Origin of the sequence: Kribbella sp. NPDC026611, from assembly GCF_040638345.1 — a bacterium.
In the GTDB taxonomy this organism is placed as follows: domain Bacteria; phylum Actinomycetota; class Actinomycetes; order Propionibacteriales; family Kribbellaceae; genus Kribbella.
The window spans coordinates 720,618-744,077 of sequence record NZ_JBEZYC010000004.1; the positions used below are offsets into that span (position 1 = coordinate 720,618).

The window sequence follows — 23,460 nt, forward strand, 5'->3', positions numbered from 1 at the left end:
GCGATGACTGTTTGAGTACGCTGGCCCCGTGCCGGACCAGTATGACCAGCAGCTGCCGGAGGACTATCCGGCAGACTTCGAGGCCGACGTCGTCCTGCGGGACGGCGCGACCGCCCACCTGCGTCCGATCACGCCGTCCGACGACCACTTGCTGGTCGAGTTCTACGCCCGGGTCTCCGAGACTTCCAAGTACTACCGCTTCTTCGCGCCGTACCCGGAACTGTCCGACCGGGATGTGGCGAGGTTCACCCAGGTCGACTACCACGACCGGCTGGCGCTGATCGTCACCGTCGGTCACGAGATGATCGGCGTCGGCCGCTACGAACGCACCGGGCGCCGGACGGCGGAGGTCGCGTTCCTGATCGAGGACGCGCACCAGGGCCGCGGCCTCGGGCAGCTGCTGCTCGAGCACCTGGCCCAGGCGGCCCGGGAGAACGGCATCCACCGGTTCGTCGCCGAGGTGCTGCCGGACAACCGGAAGATGATCACGGTCTTCACCGAGGCCGGGTACAAGGTGGCCCGGGAGTTCGAGGACGGCGTGATCGTGGTCGAGTTCGACATCGCGCCGACCGACACCTCGTTCGGCGTGATGCAGGCCCGCGAGCAGCGCTCCGAGGCGCTGTCGATCGCCCGGCTGCTGACACCTGCCTCAGTCGCGGTGATCGGCGCCAGCCGCCGCGAGGGCACGATCGGCAACGCGCTGTTGCGCAATCTCCGCGACGGCGGGTTCCCGGGCCGGCTGTACGCCGTCAACACGGACACGAAAGCGGACGAGATCGAGGGCGTCCCGGCGTACCCGACGATCCGGGAGGTGGACGACACCGTCGACCTGGCCGTGGTCGCGGTGAAGGCGGACATGGTCGCGGACGTGGTGCTGGACTGCGCGGCGAAGGGTGTGCGTGGGCTGGTCGTCCTCTCGAGCGGGTTCGCGGAGATCGGGGACGAGGGCCGGAAACGCCAGCGGTACCTGGTCGGTCTGGCCCGCTCGTACGGGATGCGCGTGATCGGCCCGAACGCGCTCGGCGTGATCAACACCGCGCCCGGGGTGTCGCTGAACGCCACGCTCTCGCCGCTGATGCCGAGCAAGGGCCGGGTCGCGTTCTTCTGCCAGTCCGGCGCGCTCGGGGTGCCGATCCTGGCCGACATGGTCGGTCGTGGGCTGGGCCTGTCGAGCTTCGTCTCAGCCGGTAACCGGGCCGATGTGTCCGGCAACGACCTGATGCAGTTTTGGTACTCCGACGAGGCGACCGAGGTCGTGCTGCTGTACCTCGAGTCGCTCGGCAACCCGCGCAAGTTCAGCCGGGTCGCCCGCCGGCTGGCCGGTCGCAAGCCGGTGGTCGCGCTGAAGTCGGGCCGGGCCACCCAGGGCGTACCGGTCGGGCAGATGATCCGGCGCAGTAAGTTGCCCGCAGCAACCATCGAGTCGCTGTTCCGGCAGAGCGGCCTGATCGGCGTGGACACCACCGGTGAGCTGTTCGACGTCGCCCAGCTGCTCGCCCACCAGCCGTTGCCGAAGGGCCGCCGGGTCGCGATCGTGAGCAACTCGGACGCGCTGACACTGCTGGCGCTGGACACGATGGCGGGCTGCGGTCTGGACACGGCCGGCGAGCCGCGCAACCTGAGCGCGGACGCGACCGCGGCGGACTTCGGCGCCGCGCTGTCGGAGGTGTTCGCCGACGACCGCGCGCACTCGGTCGTGGTCATCTACACCCCGCCAGTGCAGGCGCACGGCCCTGAGGTCGCGCAGGTGCTGGCCGCCGCCGCCGAGGGCTCCGACAAGCCGGTCGTCTCAACGTTCCTCGCCTCCCGCCGAGTGCCCGAGGAGCTGCGGGTGGACGACGGGGAGGGCGGCGCGGCCCGCGGGTCGATCCCGTCGTTCCTCAACCCGCAGTACGCCGTGGGCGCGCTGGCGAAGGCGACGCAGTACGCGGAGTGGCGGCGGCGGTCGGACAGCCGGATCCCGGACCTGCCGGACGTGGACACGGGTGCGGGAGAGGACTTCGTCGCGGAGTTCCTCCAGCGGCACCCGCAGGGCGCCGACCTGGAGGCCGCGGACAAGCAGCGGCTGCTGAGCTTCTACGGGATCAAGGTGTTGCCGGCGTTCCCGGTGCTGAGCGCGGACGAGGCGGTCGCGCGGGCGGCCGAGCTCGGCTTCGAGGTGATCCTGAAGGCAACGGCCGACCAGTGGCGGATGCGGCCGGACCTGGCCGACATCTGGCGGCACATCCACGACGAGGAGGACATGCGGGCGGCCTGGGCGGAGATGACGCAGACCTTCGGGGTTGCGTCCGATCCGGCGAAGGCGCAGTTCGTCGTGCAGAAGATGGCTCCGCCGGGCGTGCCGGTGGTGATCTCGACGATCGAGGACGTGTCGTTCGGTCCGGTGGTGACGTTCGGGCTGTCCGGGGTCGCGACGGACCTGCTCGGCGACCGGTCGTACCGGATGCCGCCGCTGTCCACCCGCGACGCCGCGGAGATGGTCCGCGAGGTGAAGGCCGCGCCGCTGCTGTACGGGTACCGCGGCTCGGACCCGGTCGACATCTCCGCGATCGAGGACCTGCTGCACCGCGTGTCCCGGCTGACGCTGGACCTCGAGGAGGTCGTCCGCCTCGACCTACGCTCGGTCCTGGTCGCCGTCCAGGGCGCAACCGTCCTAGACACCCGCATCCGAATCGCCCCCAACGAGAAACCCCGTCAGGACGCCCCCGCCCGCCGCCTCACGTAGACGCTGTTCTCGCGGTCCAGCAGCCGGGCGTCGACGAGGCCGCGGCGCAGCGCTGCGTGGTCGGGGTGCCAGCGGTTGAGGATCTCGGTGACCTCGCGCTCCGGGTAGCTGCGGCCCGGCTCGAAGCTCTGCACGAGGTGCTCCAGCACGACCTGATACTTGTCCGGGTACGTCGGGAAGTGGGTGAGGCGGCCGTCCCGGATGAAGGATCGCAGGACGTTGTCGCGCGCCGGGTCCGGATCCAGCGGTACCCGCTCCGGCCGGCTCTCCCGTACTGCGTTCTTGAACGCCGCCTCGTCCGCGGTGAAGCCCTGGTGGCTCGCTTCGATCAGCCCGCCCTTGGTCAGCCGCTGCAGCGCCTTCGCCACGACCGCGGCGGGCAGTCCGGTGCTCCCGGCAACCTGCTCGGGCGTGGTGGCGCCGAGGACGACGGCGGAGTACGTCCGCAGCCTCGACGGTTCGGCCAGCAGACCACAGAGCTGATCGACGTTCATGCATTTCACGCTAACCGTCGCCGCAACCCGATTTCGGCGTGAAAGGATCGGGATATGAAGCCTGGGCCGCTCAACGCGATCACCGATGTTCCCGGAGTCCTCGTTGGGCAGGTGGAGCGGGTGGACGCCCCGTACCTGACCGGGACGACGGTCGTCTACCTGCCGGACACCGCCGTCGCTGGGGTCGATGCGCGTGGTGGCGCGCCTGGGACCCGCGAGACCGACCTGCTGTCGCCGGTGAACTCCAACGGTGGCGTGAACGCGGTCGTCCTGACCGGCGGCAGCGCCTTCGGGCTGGACACCGCGGGCAGCGTGATGCACTGGCTCGAGGCGCGCGGCGAGGGCGTCCGGGTCGGCCAGGGTGAGTACGACGTCGTGCCGATCGTGCCGACCGCGGTGCTGTTCGACCTGGCCCGCGGCGGTGACTTCAAAGCCCGGCCGGAGCCGGCCTGGGGTGCGGACGCGATCGCGATCGCCGCCGACGGACCTGTTGCCATGGGCAACCATGGTGCGGGCGCCGGGGCGCGGGCCCGGTCGCTCAAGGGCGGCGTCGGGACGGCGAGCGTGCGGCTGGACGACGGTACGACGGTCGGCGCGCTGGTGATCGTGAACGCGGCCGGCTCGACGGTCGACGCCGACGGGAACCTGTACGGCGCTCGCCTCGGCCTCGGTGACGAGTTCACCCACCTCCGGACCCCGGTCGAGCCACCGCCACCGAGCGCGCCCGGGCGCAACCTCATTCCCGGGCCGTCGATGAACACCGTGATCGCGGTCGTGGCGACGGACGCCGGGCTGGACAAGGCAGCGGCCACGCGGATGGCGATGATCGCGCACGACGGGCTGGCCCGCGCGATCGACCCGATCCACACGCTCGTCGACGGCGACAGCATCTTCGCGCTGTCCACGCGCAGCGACGGCGACCGGCTGAGCGTCAACGACCCAACCGCGCTCGCCCGGCTCGAGGCGGTGTACGCGGCCGGCGCGCGGACGCTGACCCGCGCGATCGTGCACGCGATGCTGAACGCGACCTCGGTGGACACGCCCGCCGGCGCGATTCCGAGCTACCGCGACGCCTATCCGTCGGCGTTCCGGACCGACTGACGTACGACTGGAGTCGTACGGACCAGGTCCGAACGAGGCCGTAAGGCGACGGCAAGACTGGTCCGCGGGCCGACGATCGCGCGCTGCTTTGGCGGAAGGCTCTGCGGTATGAGCTTCCAGAGTCCCCAGTCACAGGTTGTTTTGAGCGGTCATGGCCTGGTCAAGTACTACGGTCCGGTGGTCGGCCTGGCCGGTGTCGACGTCGAGGTCAGGTCCGGCGAGGCGCTCGCGGTGATGGGCCCGAGCGGCAACGGCAAGACCACGCTGCTGCACGTCCTGGCCGGCATCCTCACCCCCGACCAGGGCGAGGTGTGGCTGGGCGGCGAACGGGTCGACCAGCTGAACGACGCCGGCCGCACGGTACTGCGCCGGCGCCGCCTCGGCTTCGTCTTCCAGGACAACCAGCTGCTCGCCGAGCTACCCGCCGACGAGAACGTGGCGCTACCGCTGATGGTCGACGGCATCAGCCGTCGCGAGGCGATCGGCCGCGCCCGCAACACCCTCGCTCAGGTCGGGCTGGCCGCGGAGGTGGGTCGCCGCCCTGGTGAACTGTCCGGCGGCCAGGCCCAGCGCGTCGCCATCGCCCGCGCACTGGTCGGTGAGCCCCAGGTCGTCTTCGCCGACGAACCCACCGGAGCCCTGGACGCCACCACCGGCTCCCAGATCGACCTCCTGGTAGGCGCCGCCACCTACCGAGGCGCCGCCGTAGTAGTCGTCACCCACGACAACGCAGTAGCCGCCCGCTGCCATCGCGTACTGCAGATAGTCGACGGCCGAGTCAGCAACTCGCAGCCTCAGCCGGTGTTTGGGCCGGGGGTGGCGCGGTGAATCCGATGACGGACCTCGGGCTGCGGTTCGTGCGCCGTCCTGGGCCAGGCGGGCGTGCTGCCAACTCCGCGGCATTCGGAGCCACCGCTATCGTCGCGCTGCTGGTCACCTTTCTGATCGCGGGTTCGCTCGGACTGTCCCACCGGTCTGAGCGGATCGGCTGGCGCGGTGCGGACCGGGCTGACCCCGCCACCGCGATCGGTGCGATTCGGATGGATGACCACCAGCGGGTCGACGGCCACCTGATGACACAGCTGGATCTCAAGACGCTGCGTCCCAACCAGCTCCCGCCGCCACCCGGCCTGGACCACACCCCGAAACCAGGTGAGGTCTTCGTCTCGCCCGCAGTGGCCGACCACTGGTCCAGCCTGAGCAAGCAGTACGGGCTCGAGAAGCCGACCGGCGTGATCAGCGCCAAGGGCCTGTCCTCACCCGAGGAGTTCGTCGTCATCCGCGGCGTCTCCACCTTCAGCACCAACGAGCCGCAGTACGTGAACAGCTGGAACGAGCACGTCTGGGACACTCGCATGCTCGGCCTGCTCATCGCCGTGGCCTTCGGCATCACCCTGGTCCTGTTCCCGATCCTCAGCCTCGTCGGCCAAGCCGCAGGCGTCGCCGCCAAGCGCCGCGAACACCGCCTTGCCGCACTACGACTAGCAGGCGCCACCAGATCTCAGGTGCTCTGGCTGAGCGCAGTAGAACAAGCAGTACTCGGCCTGGCCGGCGCAGTCGCCGGGCTGATCGGCTACACGCTCCTGAGCCCGCTCATCGCCCGCATCCCGCTCGGCGGAGGCCGCTGGTACGTCCAGGACATCACCGTCAACTGGTGGACCGTCCTCATCGTGCTGGCCGCAGTACCAGTGCTCTCCGTCCTGAGCGCCATGATCGGATTGGGTCGCGTCAGCATCACTCCGCTCGGCGTGGTCCGCGGCCAGACCCGCAAGCGCGTCAGCGTCATCCGGCTCGCACTCCTGGCCATCGGCCCGCTCGTCCTGGGCTACTACGGCATGCAGGCGGCCGTGATCCCGCTCATCATCGGTGTCGGCTTCGCAGCCCTTGCCGTACGCATCATCGGACCGTTCGCCGTCCAGGTGATCGGCCGCATGATGGCCAACGCAGCGAACGGACCAGTCGCGCTCCTGGCCGGCCGACGGTTGATCGACGACCCGAAGGGCGCCTTCCGGCCAGTGGCCGCACTGGTGCTGAGCGGGTTCGTCACCGGCTTCATCTCGGTCTTCCTGCCGCCAGGAGAGGACGACCCGACCTTCCACGACATGCGGATCGGCGTCGCGCTCCTGCTGTCCCTGGTGTTCCTGACCGTCGCTGCGTCGACAGCTGCCGGAGCAGTGGGTACGGCGCTCGACCAAGCGGCACCGGCCCGGGCACTGCGGCGGTCCGGCGTACCGCTGCAGGTGATCGAGCGGTCTGCCCGGCTAGCGGCCGTCGTACCGGTCCTCGGGGTCGGTCTGCCGGTGGTCGGCTTCGGTGCCCTCTGCGGGCTCGCGCTGAGCGGCGGCAAGGTCATGACCGAGGGGAGCTCCGGCCTGTTCCTCCTGATCGGCCAGGTCGTCGTCGGACTCGTCCTCGTCGCGGTCGCGGGCACCGCGGGCGCGCCGGTACTGCGGAAGGCCAGTGCGAACTGACCGCGGTTGTCCACAGGGTGAAACGGCCACCCGGCGGATCGTGCAAGGATGAGGGCATGCGTGACCTGAATGCTCCGGAGCTCGCGGACGTCTCGGCGGACCTGCGCGACGCGATCGACCGGTGCGGCTACTACCCCGACGTGGTGACGGACTCGCTCGAGGTGGCGATCGCGAGCGAACCCATCCGCGCGTTCGTCCTGCAGCACGAACCGACCTTCGACCGGGACGAGGTCCGGCGGCACATCACGATCCTGGCGCTGACCCCGTCCCGGCTGATCGTCGGGCACACCGACGAGCACGCCGCCGACGAGCTGATCCGCGCGCCGTACGCGTCGACGTCGACCGAGGCGATCCCGCTGCACCGGGTGAACGCCGTCGTGGTGAACCGAGTGGTTCCCAATCCGGCCGGCTACGCCTCCGGCAAGTCCGACCCGGCGGTCGCCGGCGGCGGCGAGGTCGTGCTGACGATCGGCTGGGGCATGGTGAACCGGATCGACCTCGAGCCCGCGGTCTGCGCCGACCCGAACTGCGAGGCCGACCACGGGTACACCGGGTCGGTCGCGGCCGACGACATCTCGCTCCGGATCAGCGCCGCCGCGGACGGTCCGGCCGGGATTCAGCAGGTGCTTGACTTCGCCCGGGCGCTGTCGTTCGCGACCAGCAGCGACAAGTAGGCAGCGCCGTGATCGCGCCGGTCGCCCCGCAGTACGGCGGTGGGTCGTTGGCCGACGTGCTGCCCTCGGTGGCCGGGGCCTTGTCGGTGCCGGGGGAGTCGAACACCCTCGGCCTGCCACCCGCCTCTCGGTACGCCGTGCTGCTGCTCGACGGCCTGGGGTGGAACCTGCTGCTGCGGTACGCCGAAGCCGCGCCGTACCTGTCGTCGCTCGTCCCGACCGGGCGGAGTCTGACTGCCGGCGTCCCGTCGACGACCGCAGTCAGCCTGACCAGCCTGGGTACGGGACTGCCGCCGGGAGCGCACGGCATTGTCGGCTACACGTCGATCGTGCCGGAGACCGGCGCGCTGCTGAACGCGCTGCAGTGGGACGCCCCGGTCGACCCGCGCAGCTGGCAGCCGCACGGGACCGTCTTCGACCGGATGGCGGCAGCTGGGGTTGCCACGCGCAACGTGAGCAAGGCCCGGTTCGACTCGTCCGGGCTGACGGCCGCCGCGTTCCGCGGGAGCAAGCACCGCGGGGCGGACACGGTCGAGGACCGGCTGGACGCGACGCGCTTCGCGAGCCGGGAGGGGTCGTCGTCGCTGGTCTACGTGTACGACTCGCAGCTGGACTACATCGGTCACCAGCAGGGCTGCGACTCGTGGCAGTGGCAGAAGGAGTTGGGTGCCGCGGACGCCTTCGCCCAGCAGGTGCGGTCCGCGTTGCCGCGGGACGCCGTACTGCTGGTGGTCGCCGACCACGGGATGGTCGACGTGGCGCCCGAGCACCGGGTCGACCTGGACAACGAGCCTGAGCTGACGGACGGCCTGCGGCTCATCGGCGGCGAGTCCCGCTTCCGGCACCTGTACTGCGTCGACGGTGCCGCCGCGGACGTGATGGCGGCGTACCAGGCTCGGCTGGGGGACAAGGCGCTGGTCGTGAGTCGCGCGGATGCGATCGGACGCGGGTGGTTCGGAGCCGTCGAGGATCGGGTGACGCCGCGGCTGGGTGACGTGATCGTCGCGTCGCTCGGGCCGGTGGCGCTGGTGGCGAGCCGGCGGTACCCGCAGGAGGCCGGGCTGATCGGCCTGCACGGTTCGCTCACCACTGACGAGATGGCGATCCCGCTGCTCATTGACCCGGGGCGCTAGAAGCTCCAGACGTCCCAGTAGAAGCTGGCCTTGGCCGTCTTCGCCTCGCCGTCGCGGGCAATGACAGTCACCTTGTAGCGATCCGAGCCGGGCGTGAGGACGCCGGTGATCCAGCCGCGTTGCCGGTCGATGGTAAGTCCGGGCGGCAGACCGGTCGCGGTGTAGCTGATGTCGCCGGTACCGCCGGTGCCCTTGAGCAGCAGCGGGACGGCCGGTGAACCGCCGAAGCCGAGCTGCTCGGTCGGCTGGGTGATCGAGATGGCGCCTTGCGGCTGCGCGGACGCGGCACCGACGGCCTCGGCAGCGTCGACAATGCCCTCGCCGTAGAACGAATTGTTGCCGGCCGAGCCGATGCACTCACCGGTCGCGCCGGCCGGGCACGCCAGGTCGTTGGCCTGCTGGGCCAGCTTGGCGCGGACCTGTGCCGGGGTGAGCTTGGGGTCGACGCTGCGGAGCAGGGCCGCGACACCGGCCACGTGTGGCGAGGCCATCGACGTACCCTCGAGCAGCTTGTAGCCACCGCCGGGGACGGTCGAGTAGACGGCCTCGCCGGGTGCGGCGAGGTTGATCTTGTTCTCGCCGAAGTTGGAGAACTGCGACTTGGTGCCCGCGGGGTCGACCGAGGCCACGACGACCACACTCGGCAGCTCGGTCGGAAGGCTGATGCAGTCGGTGGTCACGGTGCGGGGCTCGGCGGTCGAATCGTCCGGGCTGGAGATGTCGGTGGACTTCTCGGCCAGGTTGTAGTCGTCGTTGCCGGCCGCGGCGACGTTCACGACCCCCTTGCTGTCCGAGTACGCCACAGCGCGCCGGATCGCCTCGGCGATGGCGTCCTGGTCCTGGTCGCCCGGGCAGTTGAACAGCCACGGGTCGACGTAGTAGCTGTTGTTGGTGATCGAGACGCCCTTGTCGGCGGCGAACATGAACGCGCAGACGGTGCTCTCCGGGAAGAACAGGTTGTTGCCGCCGGCCTCGGCGACGCGGATCGACGACACCTTCACGCCCGGCGCGACGCCGATCATGCCGACGCCGTTCTTGGCCGCGGCGATCGTGCCGGCCACGTGCGTGCCGTGCTCGGCTACCGGACGCCAGGCACCGGGGCGGGTGTCGACCTTGCCGTAGACGCAGGACGCCGACTTGCTCGCGTCGAAGTTCGCCTTGAGGTCCGGGTGCTGGTCGTCGACACCGGTGTCGAGGACGCCGACGGTGATGCTCTTGGAGCCCTGGTTGCGCTGCCAGGCGCGGTCGGCCCCGATCAGGGTCATGTCCCCGCGCTCGGTCTCCGGTGCGGTCGTGGGGGACTCGGCGACGGGAGCCGGGAGCTTCGGGCTGTCGACATCGGCGGGCAGATCGCTGGTCCGGGTCGCGCCGGCCTTCTGCACGCCGTCGACGCCACGCATCTTGGTGGCGAAGTCGGTCGCCGACGAGTGCGCGACGATCACGCCGATCGCGTCGTACGTCGCGTAGACCGTGCCACCGTTCTGGGCGACGGCGCCGGTGACCTTTCCGGTCTGGTTCGGTTCGGTGATCACGAAGTACGCGCGCAGGCCGGCGGCAACACCTGCTTGTGCCGGGACGGTGTTGGTGACGACCGTCAGGCAGGCCGCGAGAAGGAGGACCAGGACTTTGCGCACGGTCCATTCAAGCTGCCCAAGGGCCCAGAACCCAAGCCACCGCTCCACGACACACCCCGGAGTGCGGCGCAGCCCGTTGACTTGGCAGGATGTGCGCCCGTGGCTGACCTGCTCTACTTCACCGGGACGATGGACTGCGGCAAGTCGACGCTGGCGCTGCAGATGGATCACAACCACAAGGCGCGGGGGCGCGTGGGCCGGATCTTCACCAGTCACGACCGGGCGGGGGAGTCGGTACTTTCGTCGCGGTTGGGGCTCGCGGCGGAGGCGGTCGAGGTCCGCGCGGAGTTCGACTTCTGGGACTACGTGGTGCACGAGCTGACCCAGGGCGGGCGGATCGACTACGTGGTGTGCGACGAGGCGCAGTTCTACAGCCCGTTGCAGATCGAGCAGCTGGCGCGGCTGGTCGACGAGCTGCAGATCGACGTGTTCTGCTTCGGGATCCTGACGGACTTCCGGGCCACCTTGTTCCCAGGGTCGGCGCGGCTGGTCGAGCTCGCGGACCGGATGGAGCTGCTGCAGGTCGAGGCGTTGTGCTGGTGCGGTGAACGGGCCACCCACAACGCCCGTACGATCGGTGGGGAGATGGTGACCGAGGGCGAGCAGCTGGTGGTGGGCGACATGGAGACCCGCGACCACGAGCCGGCGTACGAAGTCCTCTGCCGCCGTCATCACCGCCGCCGCCTGACCCAGGCCCGAGCCCGCGCCACCCTGTCACCCGAAGTCCTGCCGTTCGGAGGAACCGCGTCATGAGCCCCCTGATCACCGTCGAGGAGCTGCGCGCGAGCTCGCCGGTGCTGTTCGACGTCACCTGGAACCTGGCCGGGCCGCCCGGACGCGAGGCGTACGACGCCGGCCACCTGCCCGGCGCGTACTTCGTCGACCTCGACACCGAGCTGGCCGGCCCGCCCGGCCCCGGCCGCCATCCGTTGCCCGACGCAACTGTCGTGACCACGGTCCTGCGCCGCGCGGGCATCTCGTCCGCGGACACCCCGGTCGTCGTCTACGACGCGGCGAACTCGATGGCCGCCGCGCGGGCCTGGTGGGTCTTCCGGTACTTCGGTCTCACTGACGTCCGCGTCCTCGACGGCGGTCTGGCCGCCTGGCGGTCGGCCGGGGGAGAGGTCAGCACCGATGTCCCGGCCGATGCCCAGGGCACCTACACCGCGACTCCCGGCCACATCCCGGTCCTGGACGCCGAGGGCGCCGCCGAGATCGCCGCCAAAGGCATCCTCCTCGACGCCCGCGCACCCGAACGCTTCGCCGGCGAGGTCGAACCCATGGACCCGGTAGCAGGCCACATCCCCGGCGCCACGAACGCGCCCACCACGGCCAACGTGACGCCCACCGGCCAGTTCGTCCCCGCCGCCGACCTCCGCGACCGGTTCTCCACCCTGGGCGTGACCGAGTCCAAGGACACCGCGGTCTACTGCGGCTCCGGCGTCACCGCCGCCCACGAAGCTCTGGCCCTCGAGGTCGCCGGCTTCACGCCGAAGGTCTACATCGGCTCGTGGTCCGAATGGATCACCGACCCGACTCGCCCGGTCGCCACCGGCAAGGACTGAGCCACCAAGCACGACTCTTGACACAACGGCGAAGCTCCTGGAGGGTGGGAGAAATCGATTTCCAACCGCCCCTGGGAGTCCGCATGATGAAGCGATCCACGTTCCTGAAGGCAGCGCTCGGCGCCGGCGTCGTGGCCGCCGCCGTACCCGGCCGAGCGCTCGCCAACCAGCAAGCGATCCTCACCACCAAGGTCGCCGACCTGACCGGTCCAGGTCTCACCGACCGGTTCCGGATGGCGGCCACCGACCTCGGGATCCCGGCGCGCACGCCCGACGGGCGGCTGCTCTTCATGTTCGGCGACACCTTCGAGGAGGCGCGGGTGGGCGGCGGCTGGTGGCGTTCGCCGGTCGCGCTCTGGTCGACGACGACCAACCTCGCCGGGGGAGTGCAGTGGTCCGGGGCCGTCGGTGGCGCGGCCGCGCAGCAGCTGTGGGACTACCCGCACGACAACCCGACCTTCTCGACCGTGCTGCCGTCCGACGTGATCACCATCGGCGGGTCGATGTACCTGCATGCCATGGTCAACAAAGGTCTCGGCAACGTCGTCTGGACCGAGATCTGGCGCTCGGACAACTCCGGCGCGAGCTGGTACCACACCGGCGCGAAGTTCGACCCCAACCTCGACGGCGGGCTCTTCCAGCTCCTGTCGTGGGGCGAGGGCAACGACGGCTACGTCTACGTGTACTCGACCGGCTTCCAGCGCAACAAGCCAATCATCCTGAAGCGTGTCCGCAGCGACCAGATCGCGAACCCGGCGGCGTACGAGCCGTGGGGGTACCGGGACGGCGTGTGGGCCTGGGGCAACCCGGCCACCCCGATCCTCAGCGGCAGCTTCGGCGAACTGTGCCTGCGGCCGCTCGGTGGCAAGTGGATCCTGACCTGGTTCAACGCCGGTGACTACCGGATCGACGGCATCATCATGGACACGCCGACGTCCAACCTCTACACGGCGTACCGCCAAACGCTGATCTGGGGCGGCGCGTGGGGCCAGGAGAACGACAACCACGTCGCCCAGCTGTACGGCGGCTACATCATCCCCGGCTCGACGCTCGCCGACCTGCACCTGTCCGTCAGCCAGTGGAACACCGACGCCGGCTGGCCATACCACGTCCAGCAGTTCCGCGTCCGCGGCTTCGGTTAGAGCTCGAGCAGCGGCCGGAGCTCGAAGCGGCACCCCACCATCCTCGCGCATCATCAGTTGACGGTCGGGGTGAATCCGCCGTCGATCCGCAGATTGGCACCGTTGATCGAGGCGCCGAGCGGACTGGCGATCAGCGCAACCAGCGCGCCGATCTCGTGCGGCTCGGTGAGCCGGGCGGAGGGATTGGCGAGCGGGCCGGTGATCAATGCGTGCGTGGCGGCGTCCACATCGTCGCCCAGGCCGTGTGCATGGGCGAAGACCAGCGCGAGCTCGCGGAACGCCGCAGTCGACGTCGGGCCGGGGCTGATCGTGTTGGCCGTGACGCCGGTGCCGGCCAGCTCCTTGGAGAGACTGACAGTGAGATTGGACAGCGCGGCCTTGGTCGCGCTGTAGGCCGCCTGCCTCGGGAGTGGGTAAGGCTGTGCCGCACTGCCGATCTGGATGACCCGGCCCCAGCCGGCTGTCCGCATCGCCGGGGTCAGCAGACCGATCAGGCGGACCGCGGACACCACATTGGCGTTGTAGAGGTCGAGCCAGGCCTGCGGCCCGCCCGCCATCCAGTCCTCCGAGTCGCTGGTCGAGGCGGCGTTGTTGACCAGGATGTCGACGCCGCCGAACGCCGCGGCGGCAGCGTCGGCGAGCGATCGCACACCCGCTTGGTCGGTCAGTTCACCCAGTACGGCGGCGGCGGTACCGCCCGCCGCGCTGATGGCACCCGCCGTCGACCGGGCCCGTTCGGCGTCGCGTCCGTGCACGATCACGGCTGCGCCCTCGCCGGCCAGCGCAATCGCGATCGCCTGACCGATGCCGTTCGTGCTGCCGGTGACCAGGGCACGCTTTCCGTCCAGCTGCAGCTCCATGGTGGGTGCCTCACTTGCTCGTGATTATTTCATCGGACACGGTGTCTTTCAGTGGACATGCTGTAGTTTGAAAGAACAACATGTCAAGTGAAATGTAGGATCGGCGGCCATGGCGACCCGCAAGTACGACCAGCGGCTGCGTGCGGACGCTGCCGAGCAGACCCGGCGCGACATCCTGGACGCGCTGTACCAGTTACTGCGCGACGAACCGGCCATGCCCGTGAGCGTCGAGCGGGTCGCCGCCACGGCCCGGGTGTCGCGATCGACGGTGTACACGGCGTTCGGGTCCCGGGCAGGACTGTTCGACGCCCTCGGCGACGAACTGCGCCGGCGTGGTGGTTTTCACCGCGCGCCGAACGGGGGCAACGACCAGGATGCCCGCCGAAGCCTGCTCGACTCGATCCGGGCTTCGGTCGCGACCTTCGCCGAACACCGGTCGGTGCTGCGAGCGCTCTATTCGATGGCGGCACTGGACCCGCGGGCCGTTGGCGGCGTCGTGGAGCGACTGGGCACGGGCCGTGCCGAAGGTCTGGCCTGGCACGCCGAACGGCTGGCCGCCGAAGGCGCGCTCCGCCGAGGCGTCAGCGCCGCTGAGGCGGCCCATCTGTTGTGGGCAGTCACCGGGTTCGAGTTCTTCGATCAGCTCTACACCGGGCGGGGCCTGCCGGTCGACGAGGTGACGGAGCTCATGGCCACCGCCGCCGAGCGGCTGGTCCTGCGGGTTTCCTGAAGCGGGACTACTGAGGGCCGGCGAGGCCGATCAGGTTGGCATCGGGGTCGGTGAACTGGGCGACGACGAGTTTTCCGGGTACGCCGTCCGGGCCGAACACACGCGTGCCGCCCAGCTCCTCGGCGCGGGCGAGCGCCGTACCGACGTCGTCGACGCCCACGTAGAACAGCACCTTCGCCCGCAGCGACGTACCGCCGCCGACTCCGCCGTTGAGGCCGGCGTTGCCGACGAACCCGTACTGCCCCGGCTCCGACACCTGTCCGGAAACCGTGTCGCCGAGATCGTAGCTCCACCCGAAGAGGTCGCGGTAGTAGTCCCGCAGCCGGGCCGGATCGGTCCCGATGATCTCGAAGTGCACAACCTGGTTCGCCATGTGTTCCTCCTTTGTCGTCGCTGTCATCGGGGACGTCGGAGCCTCGCCGAGGGTCTCGACATAACGAATGTGACTGCCGCCGGCTTGGGTCTTGAGTTAGTAACACGCTTGGTTTAACTTACTCGGGACCTGGCCGGTGTGTGGCTCAGAGCACATCGGCGGCATCCGGAAACCTGAGGAGTTCCGATGACGAGAGTGAACAGGTGGGGCCGGTTCGGCGCGGTCCTCGGGGTCGCCGGGCTGGCGCTCGCGGCGGCGGGGTGCGCGAAGAGCACGACGCCCTCGTCGTCCGGCGCGGCGGGCGACATCGACCAGAACGCGCCGGTCACCATCACGATCGGGGACCGCCCGACCCCCGACAAGCCGAACGACATCAAGGCGTTCGAGCAGAAGATCAAGGACTTCACGGCGAAGAACCCGAACATCACCGTGAAGTCGACCGAGACCTCGTGGCAGGCGCAGACCTTCCAGGCCCAGGTGGCCGGCGGGACGCTGCCGACGGTGATGAACATCAGCTTCACCGAGCCGGCCAACATGATCCCGAACAAACAGCTGCCGGACATCACCGACGAGCTGAAGCTGGTCGACCTGACCAAGGACCTGAACCCGAACGTGCTGAAGATCGTCCAGGACGCGAACGGCCGGATCTACGGCGTACCGATCGATGTCTTCTCGGTCGGCCTGGCCTACAACCGGGCGCTGTTCAAGCAGGCCGGACTCGACCCGGACAAGCCGCCGACCAGCTGGGACGAAGTACGCCAGTACGCCAAGCAGATCAGCGAGAAGACCGGCAAGGCCGGGTACGCCCAGCTCACCACCAACAACACCGGTGGCTGGATGCTGACCACGATGACCTACAGCATGGGCGGCACGGTCGAGTCCCCGGACGGCATGAAGAGCACGTTCAACGATGCGCCGACCAAGAAGGCGTTGCAGCTGCTGAAGGACATGCGCTGGACCGACAACTCGATGGGCAGCCGGTTCCTGTACAACCAGGAGGAGGTCCGCCAGGACTTCGCGGGCGGCAAGATCGGCATGGTGCTGCAGGCGCCGGACGCCTACGACATGAGCGTGAAGAACTTCGGCATGAAGCCGGCCGACTTCGGCGAGGGCGCGCTGCCGCAGGACGGCGGCCCGTACGGCACGCTGACGGGTGGCTCGCTGAAGATGATCAGCCCGAAGGCGACCAAGAACGAGATCGTCGCGGCGCTGAAGTGGATCAAGTTCGACCAGTTCGACAAGTACACGACCGAGTCGGTCGCGGTCCAGGACGCGAAGACCACGATCGCGGACAAGGGCTTCGTCGGCCGGCCCGGCATCACCCCGCTGAGCCAGGAGACCTACGACCGGTTCAACAAGTGGCGTGAGCCGTACGTCAATGTCCCGGTCAAGCAGTTCCAGGGGTACATCGACTCGACCACGTCGCTGAAACTGCTGCCCGAGCCGTCGAACAAGGGCCAGGAGGTCTACTCCCTGCTCGACCCAGTGGTCCAGCAGGTCCTCACCAAGAAGGACGCGGACATCGACAAGCTGCTGAGCGACACGGCCTCGAAGGTCGACGCACGCCTGGCGCGGTGAGTCGATGTTCCAGCGACGTACGCCGTCAACAGAGACGCAGAGCCAGGGCGGTGCCAGGTCCATTGCGACCTGGTACCGCTCCGGCGGGCTCAGCAGCATCTTCTTCGCCCTGCCCCTGGTGCTGATCTTCCTGTACTTCTCCTGGGGCCCGATCGTCCGCGGCCTGGTGCTGAGCTTCCAGAAGAACAACCTGGTCGCCCCGCCGGAGTGGGTTGGCTGGGCGAACTTCAGCTACGTGCTGACCGACCCGCAGCTCCCACAGGCGGCCCTGAACACCCTGTACTTCGCCGTCCTGGCCCTCATCTTCGGCTTCCCGGTGCCGTTGTTCCTGGCCGTGTTCATCAGCGAGCTGCGCAAGACCGGCTGGCTCTACAACGTGATCTCCTACCTGCCGGCCGTCGTACCGCCGGTGGCCGCGATCCTGCTCTGGACGTTCTTCTACGACCCGAGCGGGTCGGGCGTGTTCAACTCGATCCTCGGCTGGTTCGGGATCGGGCCGTTCGCCTGGCTGAACTCGCAGTCGCTGGCGATGCCGGCCATCGTGCTCGAGGCGACCTGGGCCGGCGCGGGCGCCACCTCGATCATCTACCTGGCCGCGCTGACCGGCGTACGCACGGAGCTCTACGAGGCGGCCGAGCTCGACAGCGCCGGGATCTGGAGCCGGGTCTGGCACGTCACGCTGCCGCAGATCCGCGGCATCATCCTGATCATGATGTTGCTGCAGCTGATCGGGACGTTCCAGGTGTTCACCGAGCCGTTCCTGTTCACCGGCGGCGGCCCGAACAACGCCACCACGACGGTGCTGCTGCTGATCTACCGGTATGCGTTCATCAACGGCGACTTCGGCGCCGCGACCGCGCTCAGCGTGCTGCTCGCCGGCGTGCTGTGCGTGCTGTCGGTCGTCTACCACTTCGTCACCCGCCGCTGGAGCACCACATGAGCCACGAACGCGGAATCATCTCGACCGCGGACCGCCATCGCGGCGTCATCCGCTACGGACTGCCGGCGATCCAGGTGCTGATCTTCGTCGCGGTCCTGATCGCCGGGGTCGGTCCGCTGCTCTGGCTGCTCAAGTCCGGCGTCTCCACCAGCCAGGACATCCTGAGCGGCCCGATGCAGCTCTGGCCGTCCGGCATCCAGCCGCAGAACATCCCGGACGCCTGGAACCGGGTCCAGATCGGCGCGTACCTCGGCAACACCGCGTTCATCGCGATCGGGTCGATGATCTCGACGCTGTTCGTCTGTACGACGGGAGCCTTCGTGCTCAGCATCCTGCGCCCGAAATGGGGCCCGGTCGTCACCGGCGCCGTACTCGCGACGCTGTTCCTGCCGGGCGTGATCTCGCTGGTCCCGCTGTACATGACCGTGCTGAGGATGCCGCTGCTCGGGATCAGCCTGCAGAACACGTTCTGGGCGGTCTGGTTGCCGTCGGCGGCCGGGGCGTTCAACGTCCTGGTGATGAAGCGGTACTTCGACTCGATCCCGCGCGAGCTGATCGAGGCCGCACGCATCGACGGCGCGAGCAACCTGCGCCTCTTCACCGCCCTGATCCTGCCGCTCTCGAAGCCGATCGTCGGCGTCGTCGCCCTGCTGACCGTCATCGGCTCCTGGAAGGACTACCTCTGGCCCCTCCTCGTCCTCCCCGACCCACGGCTCCAGCCGATCTCCGTGGCGTTGCCGCGGGTACAGAAAACCACAGAGATCTCGCTGCAAATGAGTGCCCTTTTCCTGGCGGTCCTGATACCTGTGGTGTTGTTCTTGGTGTTCCAGAAACAGTTCCTGCGCGGCGTGGGAATGGCAGGAGGAATCAAGGAGTGACTGAACTGAACGGCCGGCGGGTGCTGGTGACGGGGGGTGCGGGGCGGATCGGGATGGCGACTGTGCGGCACCTGAACGAGGTGGGTGCGCGGGTGACGACGCTGTCCGACGTCGAGAATCCGGATCTGAAGGCGGACCGGGTGCTGATCGGCGACACCCGGTCGGAGGCGGACGTGGCGGCGGCGCTCGACGAGGTGGAGTACGTCGTACATCTGGCGGCGCTCGCGCATCCGTCGGCGGGGACGCCGTACGACGTCTACACGATCAACGTGGTGTCGACCTTCAACGTGCTCGCCCAGGCGGGGGCGCGGGGGATCCGGCGGGCGGTGATCGCGAGCAGCATCAACGCGACCGGGATGCCGTTCAACCCGCACGACATCAAGCCGGCGTACTTCCCGTGGGACGAGCGGCTGCCGACCGACATCGGCGACTGGTACTCGCTGTCCAAGCAGAACGACGAGAACACCGCCCGGATGGCGTGGCGCCGGTGGGGGATCGACGTGGTCGCGCTCCGGTTCCCGCACGTCAACTCGCCGACGGAGCTGCACCGGATCGCCGACCGGATGCGGGAAGAGCCGCGAAGCGGGATGCGGGAGGCGTGGAGCTACCTCGACACCCGCGACGCGGCGTACTCGATCGAGCTCGGGCTGACCGCGCCGCTGTTCGGTGCGTACACGTTCTTCGCCACCGCCGACACGACCATCGCGCCGTACCCGACCGAGGCGTTGCTGGACGCCTACGCCCCAGGGGTGCCGCGGTTGCGGCCGTTCGTGGGGCGTGAAGTACCGATCGACCTGACCGCGATCCGCTCGGTCCTGGGGTTCCAGGCCCGGCACGAGCTCGACCTGCCCACCCTCGACCTTCCCGCACAGGAGCTGTGAATGCCCTCGAACTTCGACCAGCCGTGGCCGGTCCGCGACGACCTCCGGATCCGGGAGGTGAAGGCCGTCGTCACCGCACCTCAGGGCATCCCGCTGGTGGTGGTGAAGATCGAGACCACCGAGCCGGGCCTGTACGGGCTGGGCTGCGCGACGTTCACCCAGCGGTGGAAGGCCGTCCAGACCTTCGTCGACGAGCACCTGTCCCGGCTGCTCGTCGGTCGCTACCCCGGTGACATCGGCGACCTGACCCGCCTCGCGTCGTACTCCGGCTACTGGCGTGGCGGACCGGTGACGAATAACGCGATCTCCGGCATCGACCAAGCGCTGTGGGACATCGCCGGTAAACGGGCCGGTATGCCGGTCTACGAGCTGCTCGGCGGCAAGGTGCGCGCGGCCGCGGACACGTACATCCACGCCAGCGGGCGGACGATCGAGGAGACGATCGACCACGCGCAGAAGCTCATCGCTCAGGGTTGGCGTCACATCCGCCTCCAGATGTCCACACCAGGCGGCGGAGGGTACGGCGCTCCGCAGGTACCAACGCTCTACCCGGACGCGCCGTACCGGAACGGCTGGTCGGCTCGGGACTACCTGCGGACCACACCGGAACTGCTCGCTGAGGCACGGCACGCCCTGCCCGACAACATCGAGCTGCTGCACGACGTGCACTCGCGGTTGACGCCGAAGGAGGCCGTGCTGCTCGCGCGATCGATGGAGCCGCACCGCCTGTTCTTCCTTGAGGACGTGCTGCCGCCGGAGCACTGGGACCGGCTGCCCGAGGTGCGCGCTGCGTCGCCGGTGCCGCTGGCCGTGGGTGAGCTGACCACCTCGATGACCGACGCGGTCCGGCTGATCCGCGACCTGGGCGTGGACTTCATCCGGTCGCATGTCTCGGACATCGGCGGCCTGACGCCGGCGCGGAAGCTGGCCGACCTGGCCGAGCTGTGCGGGGTGCGTACGGCGTGGCACGGGCCGGGCGACACGTCGCCGATCGGTGCCGCGGCCAACGTGGCGCTGGACGTGACGTCGGTTGCCTTCGGCATCCAAGAGGGCCACCTGTACAACGAGGCGACGTACGAGGTGTTCCCGGGGACGCTGCGGATCGAGGACGGCTGGCTGCGGCCGAACGACGCGCCGGGCTGGGGGATCGACCTCGATCTCGAGGCCGCGGCCCGTTATCCCGCGCAACTGTCCGGTCACGACGAGTGGGCTGCCGGGGTACGACGCATCGACGGGGCGCTGGAAGCACCGTAGTTGGTGGTTACCCGCAGTACGATCCGCTGAATGGAGACGGGGAGGTGGGAGATGGCTGACTCCGGAGAAAAACTGGCGGAGCTGCGCCAGGCGGGCGCGAACCAGTACGACCTGGGTTCGTTCAACGAGGCCGTGATCATCGAGACGATCCGGCTGGCCGGCATCATCAGCCGGACCGAGATCTCCCGCCGGACCGGTCTCACCCAGCAGTCGGTGTCGCGGATCCTGCGGATCCTGCTGCAGCAGGGTCTGCTGGTCGAGGAGGCACAGGAGCGCGCCGAACGGCTGGGCAAGCCGCGGACACCGGTCCGGATGCGGTCGAACGCGGCGCATGCGGTCGGGATCCACATCGATCCCGAGCTGCTCACGGTCGCCGTGGTCGACCTGGACGGGAAGATCGTCCGGCGCGAGACCGTGGACCTGGCCGAGGATCTGGAGGCCGGGAAGCTCGTCGATCTGACCGCGGCGACGGTGACCGCGGCGCTGAGCATCAGCCAGGTCGACCTGGACTCGATGCTCGGCGTCGGCGTCGCCGTACCGGGTCCGATCGACACGGACGGGTCGTTCCTGGCGCTGCCGCTGCAGCCGGCCTGGCGCGGGCTGAAGATCCGGCAGTTGCTGCAGGAGCGGCTGAACCATCCGGTGCTGGTGGAGAAGGACGGTACGGCGGCCGCGATCGGGGAGCGGTGGATCGGGCGGTCGGCGCGGGCGCGGGACTTCGCGTACCTGTACCTCGGGACCGGCGTGGGCAGCGGGTTGATCCTGAACGGGTCGATCTACCGCGGCGGTACGTCGAACGCCGGCGAGTTCGGGCAGGTCGCGGCGTTGCGGATGGGGGAGTGGGACCCGGAGAACGGGCCGCGGCTGGTGCCGGAGTGCAACCCGACGGCGTCGTTGCCGGTGATCGCGGCGGAGTTCGGGTACGTCGAGACCGATCCGGGCGCGACGGACGAGGCGCGGCGGTACAAGGCGGTGTGCAAGGCGGCCGCGGCCGGGGACGAGGCCGCTGTGCGGGCGGTGCGGCAGGTGGCGCGGGTGATCGGGCAGGGCGCGGTCGGGCTCGTCGATCTGCTCGACATCGACCTGCTGGTGCTCGGCGGGCCTGCGTACTCGCAGGAGGTCTCGGAGATCTTCCTGAGCGAGATCGGGCGGGCGGTGAACGCACACCCGCTGGCGCGGGAGACGCGCGAGGTGGCGGTCGAGGAGTCGATGCTGCAAAAGGACGCGGCCGCCGTCGGCGCGGCGTCGACGATCTTCCACGATGCGTTCACACCGCGGGTGTCGGGGTCGAGTCAGGCGCGGCGGCTGCCGAAGTAGGCTTCCGCAGTGATCGAACCCCGCCAACTCACGCCCCAGGTTCAGCTCCGCATCGCCGACCTGGACGATGCTCCTGCCCTGGCCGACGCGTACGCCCGCAGCTGGGACCACCTGTCACCGTGGGAACCCGCCCGCCCCGACAACTGGTTCACCCCGGAGGCCCAGGCCGACCGCCTGAAGACGAACCTCACCCGCTACCGGAACAGCCAGGCAGTCCCGTGGCTGCTGATCTCGGACGGCCGGGTCCTGGGCGGGTTCACGCTGAACGACTTGGTCCCGGGTCCGTTCCGCAGCGCGGCTCTCGGCTACTGGCTGGCCATCGACGCCGTCGGCCAAGGCCTGGCCACCCTCGCCGTGAACGCGGTCGCGGAGATCGCCGACCACGAGCTCAAGCTGCACCGCATCGAGGCCAGCTGCATGACCAGCAACGCCCCCTCCCAAGCAGTCCTGAAACGCACCGGCTTCCAGCAGATCGGCTTCGCGCCCACCTACCTGCACATCCGCGGCGCCTGGCAGGACTGCAACCTCTACCAAAGGATCCTCAACGACCGCGAACCCGGCGCCTGACCGCGACGCCGGGCCCGCTGTCGGTGGATCAGCTGTCGGTGGATCAGCTGGGTGGGAGGCCGACGCTGCGGGAGACGTCGACGTCGTCGTACTTGCCCTCGAGCACGTCCTGGAACTTCACCGGGCGTTGGAGGGTGGACGCGATGTAGACGGCCCGGACGGTGGCCAAAGCCTCGATGCCGTGCTGGACGGTGATGGCAGGTTGGCCTCCGTCGGCGATCGCCTGGAGGATGTCGGCGTACTGCGCCTTGTGGCCGCCGGGATCGCCGACGTCCGTCGGGGCCTCGTCCTTGGTCGCGTCCAGGTTGAGGCGGCTGAGCAGGTCGTCCTCTATCTCGGCTCCGCCTTCGGTGCCGTGGACCGCGACGCGGGTGCGGCCGCCGGGGAACGCGGCGGTGGTGGCGTGGAGCGTGCCGACGGCACCGGTCTCGAAGGTGAGGGTGGCGACGACCGTGTCCTCGACCTCGATCGCGTGGTGAGCCGCCCGCAGTGCCTGGGCCTGGATGATGACTGGCCGGCCCATGAACCACAGCATCAGGTCGACGGTGTGCACGCCCTGGTTCATCAGCGCCCCACCGCCGTCCTGCGCCCAGGTCCCGCGCCACCCGGCGGACGCGTAGTACTCGTCGCTTCGCCACCACGCGACCGTCGCCGTCGCCGAGGTTAGCTGGCCGAACCGCCCGCTGTCGATCGCCTGCTTGATCACCGCACTCCCGGCGTCGAAGCGGTGCTGGCTGATCACCGACACCACGAGCCCCTCGCTCGCCGTCCGGGCCGCCACCGCTCCGAGCCGGCGGGCCTTACCCAGGTCGACGTCGAGCGGCTTCTCGATCACGACGTGCTTCTTCGCCTGGATCGCCTGCTCGGCCAGCTCCGCGTGCGTCCCGCTCGGTGTACAGATCGCCACCAGCGTCACCTCCGGCGATCCGCTCAGCGCCTCGCCGAGGTCGTCGTACACCTGAGGCGCCGGCTGCCCCGCCTCCTTCAACCGGGCGGCCAGCGCCGCGCTGGCCTCGGAATCGGGGTCCACGAGCACCGTCACGACCGCGTCGGGCCGCGCCGCGATGGTGTCCGTGTGGGTGCGGCCGATGATGCCGCAGCCGACGATCGCGACCTGCTGCTGAGGTGTGTCAGCCATCTCGC

Annotated in this window: 22 protein-coding genes; 17 read left to right on the plus strand and 5 right to left on the minus strand. The window is 69.4% G+C overall.

All coding sequences use genetic code 11. The features are described 5' to 3' along the window. Positions 1–28: 28 nt before the first annotated feature. Entirely contained in the window at positions 29–2,725 is a 2,697-nt protein-coding gene (locus AB0E69_RS20640; RefSeq protein ID WP_360147978.1) for a GNAT family N-acetyltransferase, read from the plus strand. On the opposite strand, the gene AB0E69_RS20645 is transcribed toward AB0E69_RS20640, so the two are convergent. Continuing rightward, on the minus strand, positions 2,695–3,219 hold the full coding sequence (locus AB0E69_RS20645; RefSeq protein WP_360147981.1) for a DUF2087 domain-containing protein: 525 nt from the start codon (positions 3,217–3,219) through the stop codon (positions 2,695–2,697). The two genes, AB0E69_RS20640 and AB0E69_RS20645, sit on opposite strands and share 31 nt — an antisense overlap. 54 nt (positions 3,220–3,273) lie before the next feature. On the opposite strand from AB0E69_RS20645, the gene AB0E69_RS20650 reads away from it, so the two are divergent. The 5 genes from AB0E69_RS20650 to AB0E69_RS20670 all read left to right on the plus strand — a co-directional run bounded on the left by AB0E69_RS20650 (position 3,274) and on the right by AB0E69_RS20670 (position 8,598). Next, positions 3,274–4,320 (plus strand): P1 family peptidase, encoded by a 1,047-nt coding sequence (locus AB0E69_RS20650; RefSeq protein WP_360147984.1) that lies wholly within the window; start codon positions 3,274–3,276, stop codon positions 4,318–4,320. A 108-nt stretch (positions 4,321–4,428) separates the two neighbouring features. After that, positions 4,429–5,148, plus strand: coding sequence for an ABC transporter ATP-binding protein (locus AB0E69_RS20655; RefSeq protein WP_360147987.1), 720 nt, complete (start codon positions 4,429–4,431; stop codon positions 5,146–5,148). A gap of 5 nt (positions 5,149–5,153) precedes the next feature. Beyond that, on the plus strand, positions 5,154–6,791 hold the full coding sequence (locus AB0E69_RS20660) for an FtsX-like permease family protein (protein WP_360148531.1): 1,638 nt from the start codon (positions 5,154–5,156) through the stop codon (positions 6,789–6,791). Positions 6,792–6,847: 56 nt separating this feature from the next. Then, positions 6,848–7,465, plus strand: coding sequence for a DUF5998 family protein (locus AB0E69_RS20665; protein WP_360147990.1), 618 nt, complete (start codon positions 6,848–6,850; stop codon positions 7,463–7,465). Between the two features lie 8 nt (positions 7,466–7,473). Then, complete coding sequence (locus AB0E69_RS20670; protein WP_360147993.1) at positions 7,474–8,598, plus strand: nucleotide pyrophosphatase/phosphodiesterase family protein; 1,125 nt, start codon at positions 7,474–7,476, stop codon at positions 8,596–8,598. Here AB0E69_RS20670 and AB0E69_RS20675 read toward each other — a convergent pair. Beyond that, a complete protein-coding gene (locus AB0E69_RS20675; protein WP_360147996.1) occupies positions 8,595–10,232 on the minus strand; it encodes a S8 family serine peptidase in 1,638 nt (545 codons plus the stop codon). The genes AB0E69_RS20670 and AB0E69_RS20675 overlap by 4 nt on opposite strands. Before the next feature lie 99 nt (positions 10,233–10,331). Here AB0E69_RS20675 and AB0E69_RS20680 point away from each other — a divergent pair, with 99 nt between their 5' ends. The 3 genes from AB0E69_RS20680 to AB0E69_RS20690 all read left to right on the plus strand — a co-directional run bounded on the left by AB0E69_RS20680 (position 10,332) and on the right by AB0E69_RS20690 (position 12,939). Continuing rightward, on the plus strand, positions 10,332–10,985 hold the full coding sequence (locus tag AB0E69_RS20680) for a thymidine kinase (protein ID WP_360147999.1): 654 nt from the start codon (positions 10,332–10,334) through the stop codon (positions 10,983–10,985). Further along, entirely contained in the window at positions 10,982–11,797 is an 816-nt protein-coding gene (locus AB0E69_RS20685; RefSeq protein WP_360148002.1) for a sulfurtransferase, read from the plus strand. The genes AB0E69_RS20680 and AB0E69_RS20685 overlap by 4 nt, the downstream gene beginning before the upstream one ends. An 83-nt stretch (positions 11,798–11,880) precedes the next feature. Continuing rightward, positions 11,881–12,939: a DUF4185 domain-containing protein gene (locus AB0E69_RS20690; RefSeq protein WP_360148004.1), complete on the plus strand. Its 1,059-nt coding sequence runs from the start codon at positions 11,881–11,883 to the stop codon at positions 12,937–12,939. A gap of 53 nt (positions 12,940–12,992) precedes the next feature. Here AB0E69_RS20690 and AB0E69_RS20695 read toward each other — a convergent pair whose 3' ends face one another. After that, entirely contained in the window at positions 12,993–13,799 is an 807-nt protein-coding gene (locus tag AB0E69_RS20695; RefSeq protein ID WP_360148007.1) for an SDR family NAD(P)-dependent oxidoreductase, read from the minus strand. A 109-nt stretch (positions 13,800–13,908) separates the two neighbouring features. Here AB0E69_RS20695 and AB0E69_RS20700 point away from each other — a divergent pair, with 109 nt between their 5' ends. Beyond that, entirely contained in the window at positions 13,909–14,529 is a 621-nt protein-coding gene (locus AB0E69_RS20700) for a helix-turn-helix domain-containing protein (RefSeq protein WP_360148010.1), read from the plus strand. 7 nt (positions 14,530–14,536) lie between these two features. Here the strand turns inward: AB0E69_RS20700 and AB0E69_RS20705 are convergent, their stop codons facing one another. Continuing rightward, positions 14,537–14,902, minus strand: coding sequence for a VOC family protein (locus AB0E69_RS20705; RefSeq protein ID WP_360148013.1), 366 nt, complete (start codon positions 14,900–14,902; stop codon positions 14,537–14,539). A 186-nt stretch (positions 14,903–15,088) separates the two neighbouring features. Between AB0E69_RS20705 and AB0E69_RS20710 the strand changes: the two genes are divergently transcribed. The 7 genes from AB0E69_RS20710 to AB0E69_RS20740 are packed head-to-tail and all read left to right on the plus strand — an operon-like array spanning position 15,089 to position 22,317. Then, a complete protein-coding gene (locus tag AB0E69_RS20710) occupies positions 15,089–16,480 on the plus strand; it encodes an extracellular solute-binding protein (protein ID WP_360148016.1) in 1,392 nt (463 codons plus the stop codon). 4 nt (positions 16,481–16,484) lie between these two features. Further along, entirely contained in the window at positions 16,485–17,420 is a 936-nt protein-coding gene (locus AB0E69_RS20715; protein ID WP_360148019.1) for a sugar ABC transporter permease, read from the plus strand. Beyond that, positions 17,417–18,298, plus strand: a complete 882-nt coding sequence (locus AB0E69_RS20720) for a carbohydrate ABC transporter permease (RefSeq protein ID WP_360148022.1) — start codon at positions 17,417–17,419, stop codon at positions 18,296–18,298. The genes AB0E69_RS20715 and AB0E69_RS20720 overlap by 4 nt, the downstream gene beginning before the upstream one ends. Further along, positions 18,295–19,179, plus strand: coding sequence for an NAD(P)-dependent oxidoreductase (locus AB0E69_RS20725; protein WP_360148025.1), 885 nt, complete (start codon positions 18,295–18,297; stop codon positions 19,177–19,179). The genes AB0E69_RS20720 and AB0E69_RS20725 overlap by 4 nt, the downstream gene beginning before the upstream one ends. After that, positions 19,180–20,433 (plus strand): enolase C-terminal domain-like protein, encoded by a 1,254-nt coding sequence (locus AB0E69_RS20730; RefSeq protein ID WP_360148028.1) that lies wholly within the window; start codon positions 19,180–19,182, stop codon positions 20,431–20,433. 51 nt (positions 20,434–20,484) lie between these two features. Beyond that, positions 20,485–21,750 carry an ROK family transcriptional regulator gene (locus AB0E69_RS20735; RefSeq protein ID WP_360148031.1) on the plus strand — a complete coding sequence of 422 codons (1,266 nt, stop codon included), beginning with the start codon at positions 20,485–20,487 and terminating at the stop codon, positions 21,748–21,750. 9 nt (positions 21,751–21,759) lie between these two features. Then, positions 21,760–22,317, plus strand: coding sequence for a GNAT family protein (locus AB0E69_RS20740; protein WP_360148034.1), 558 nt, complete (start codon positions 21,760–21,762; stop codon positions 22,315–22,317). A gap of 43 nt (positions 22,318–22,360) precedes the next feature. Here AB0E69_RS20740 and AB0E69_RS20745 read toward each other — a convergent pair whose 3' ends face one another. After that, on the minus strand, positions 22,361–23,455 hold the full coding sequence (locus AB0E69_RS20745; protein WP_360148037.1) for a Gfo/Idh/MocA family oxidoreductase: 1,095 nt from the start codon (positions 23,453–23,455) through the stop codon (positions 22,361–22,363). Positions 23,456–23,460 lie beyond the last annotated feature (5 nt).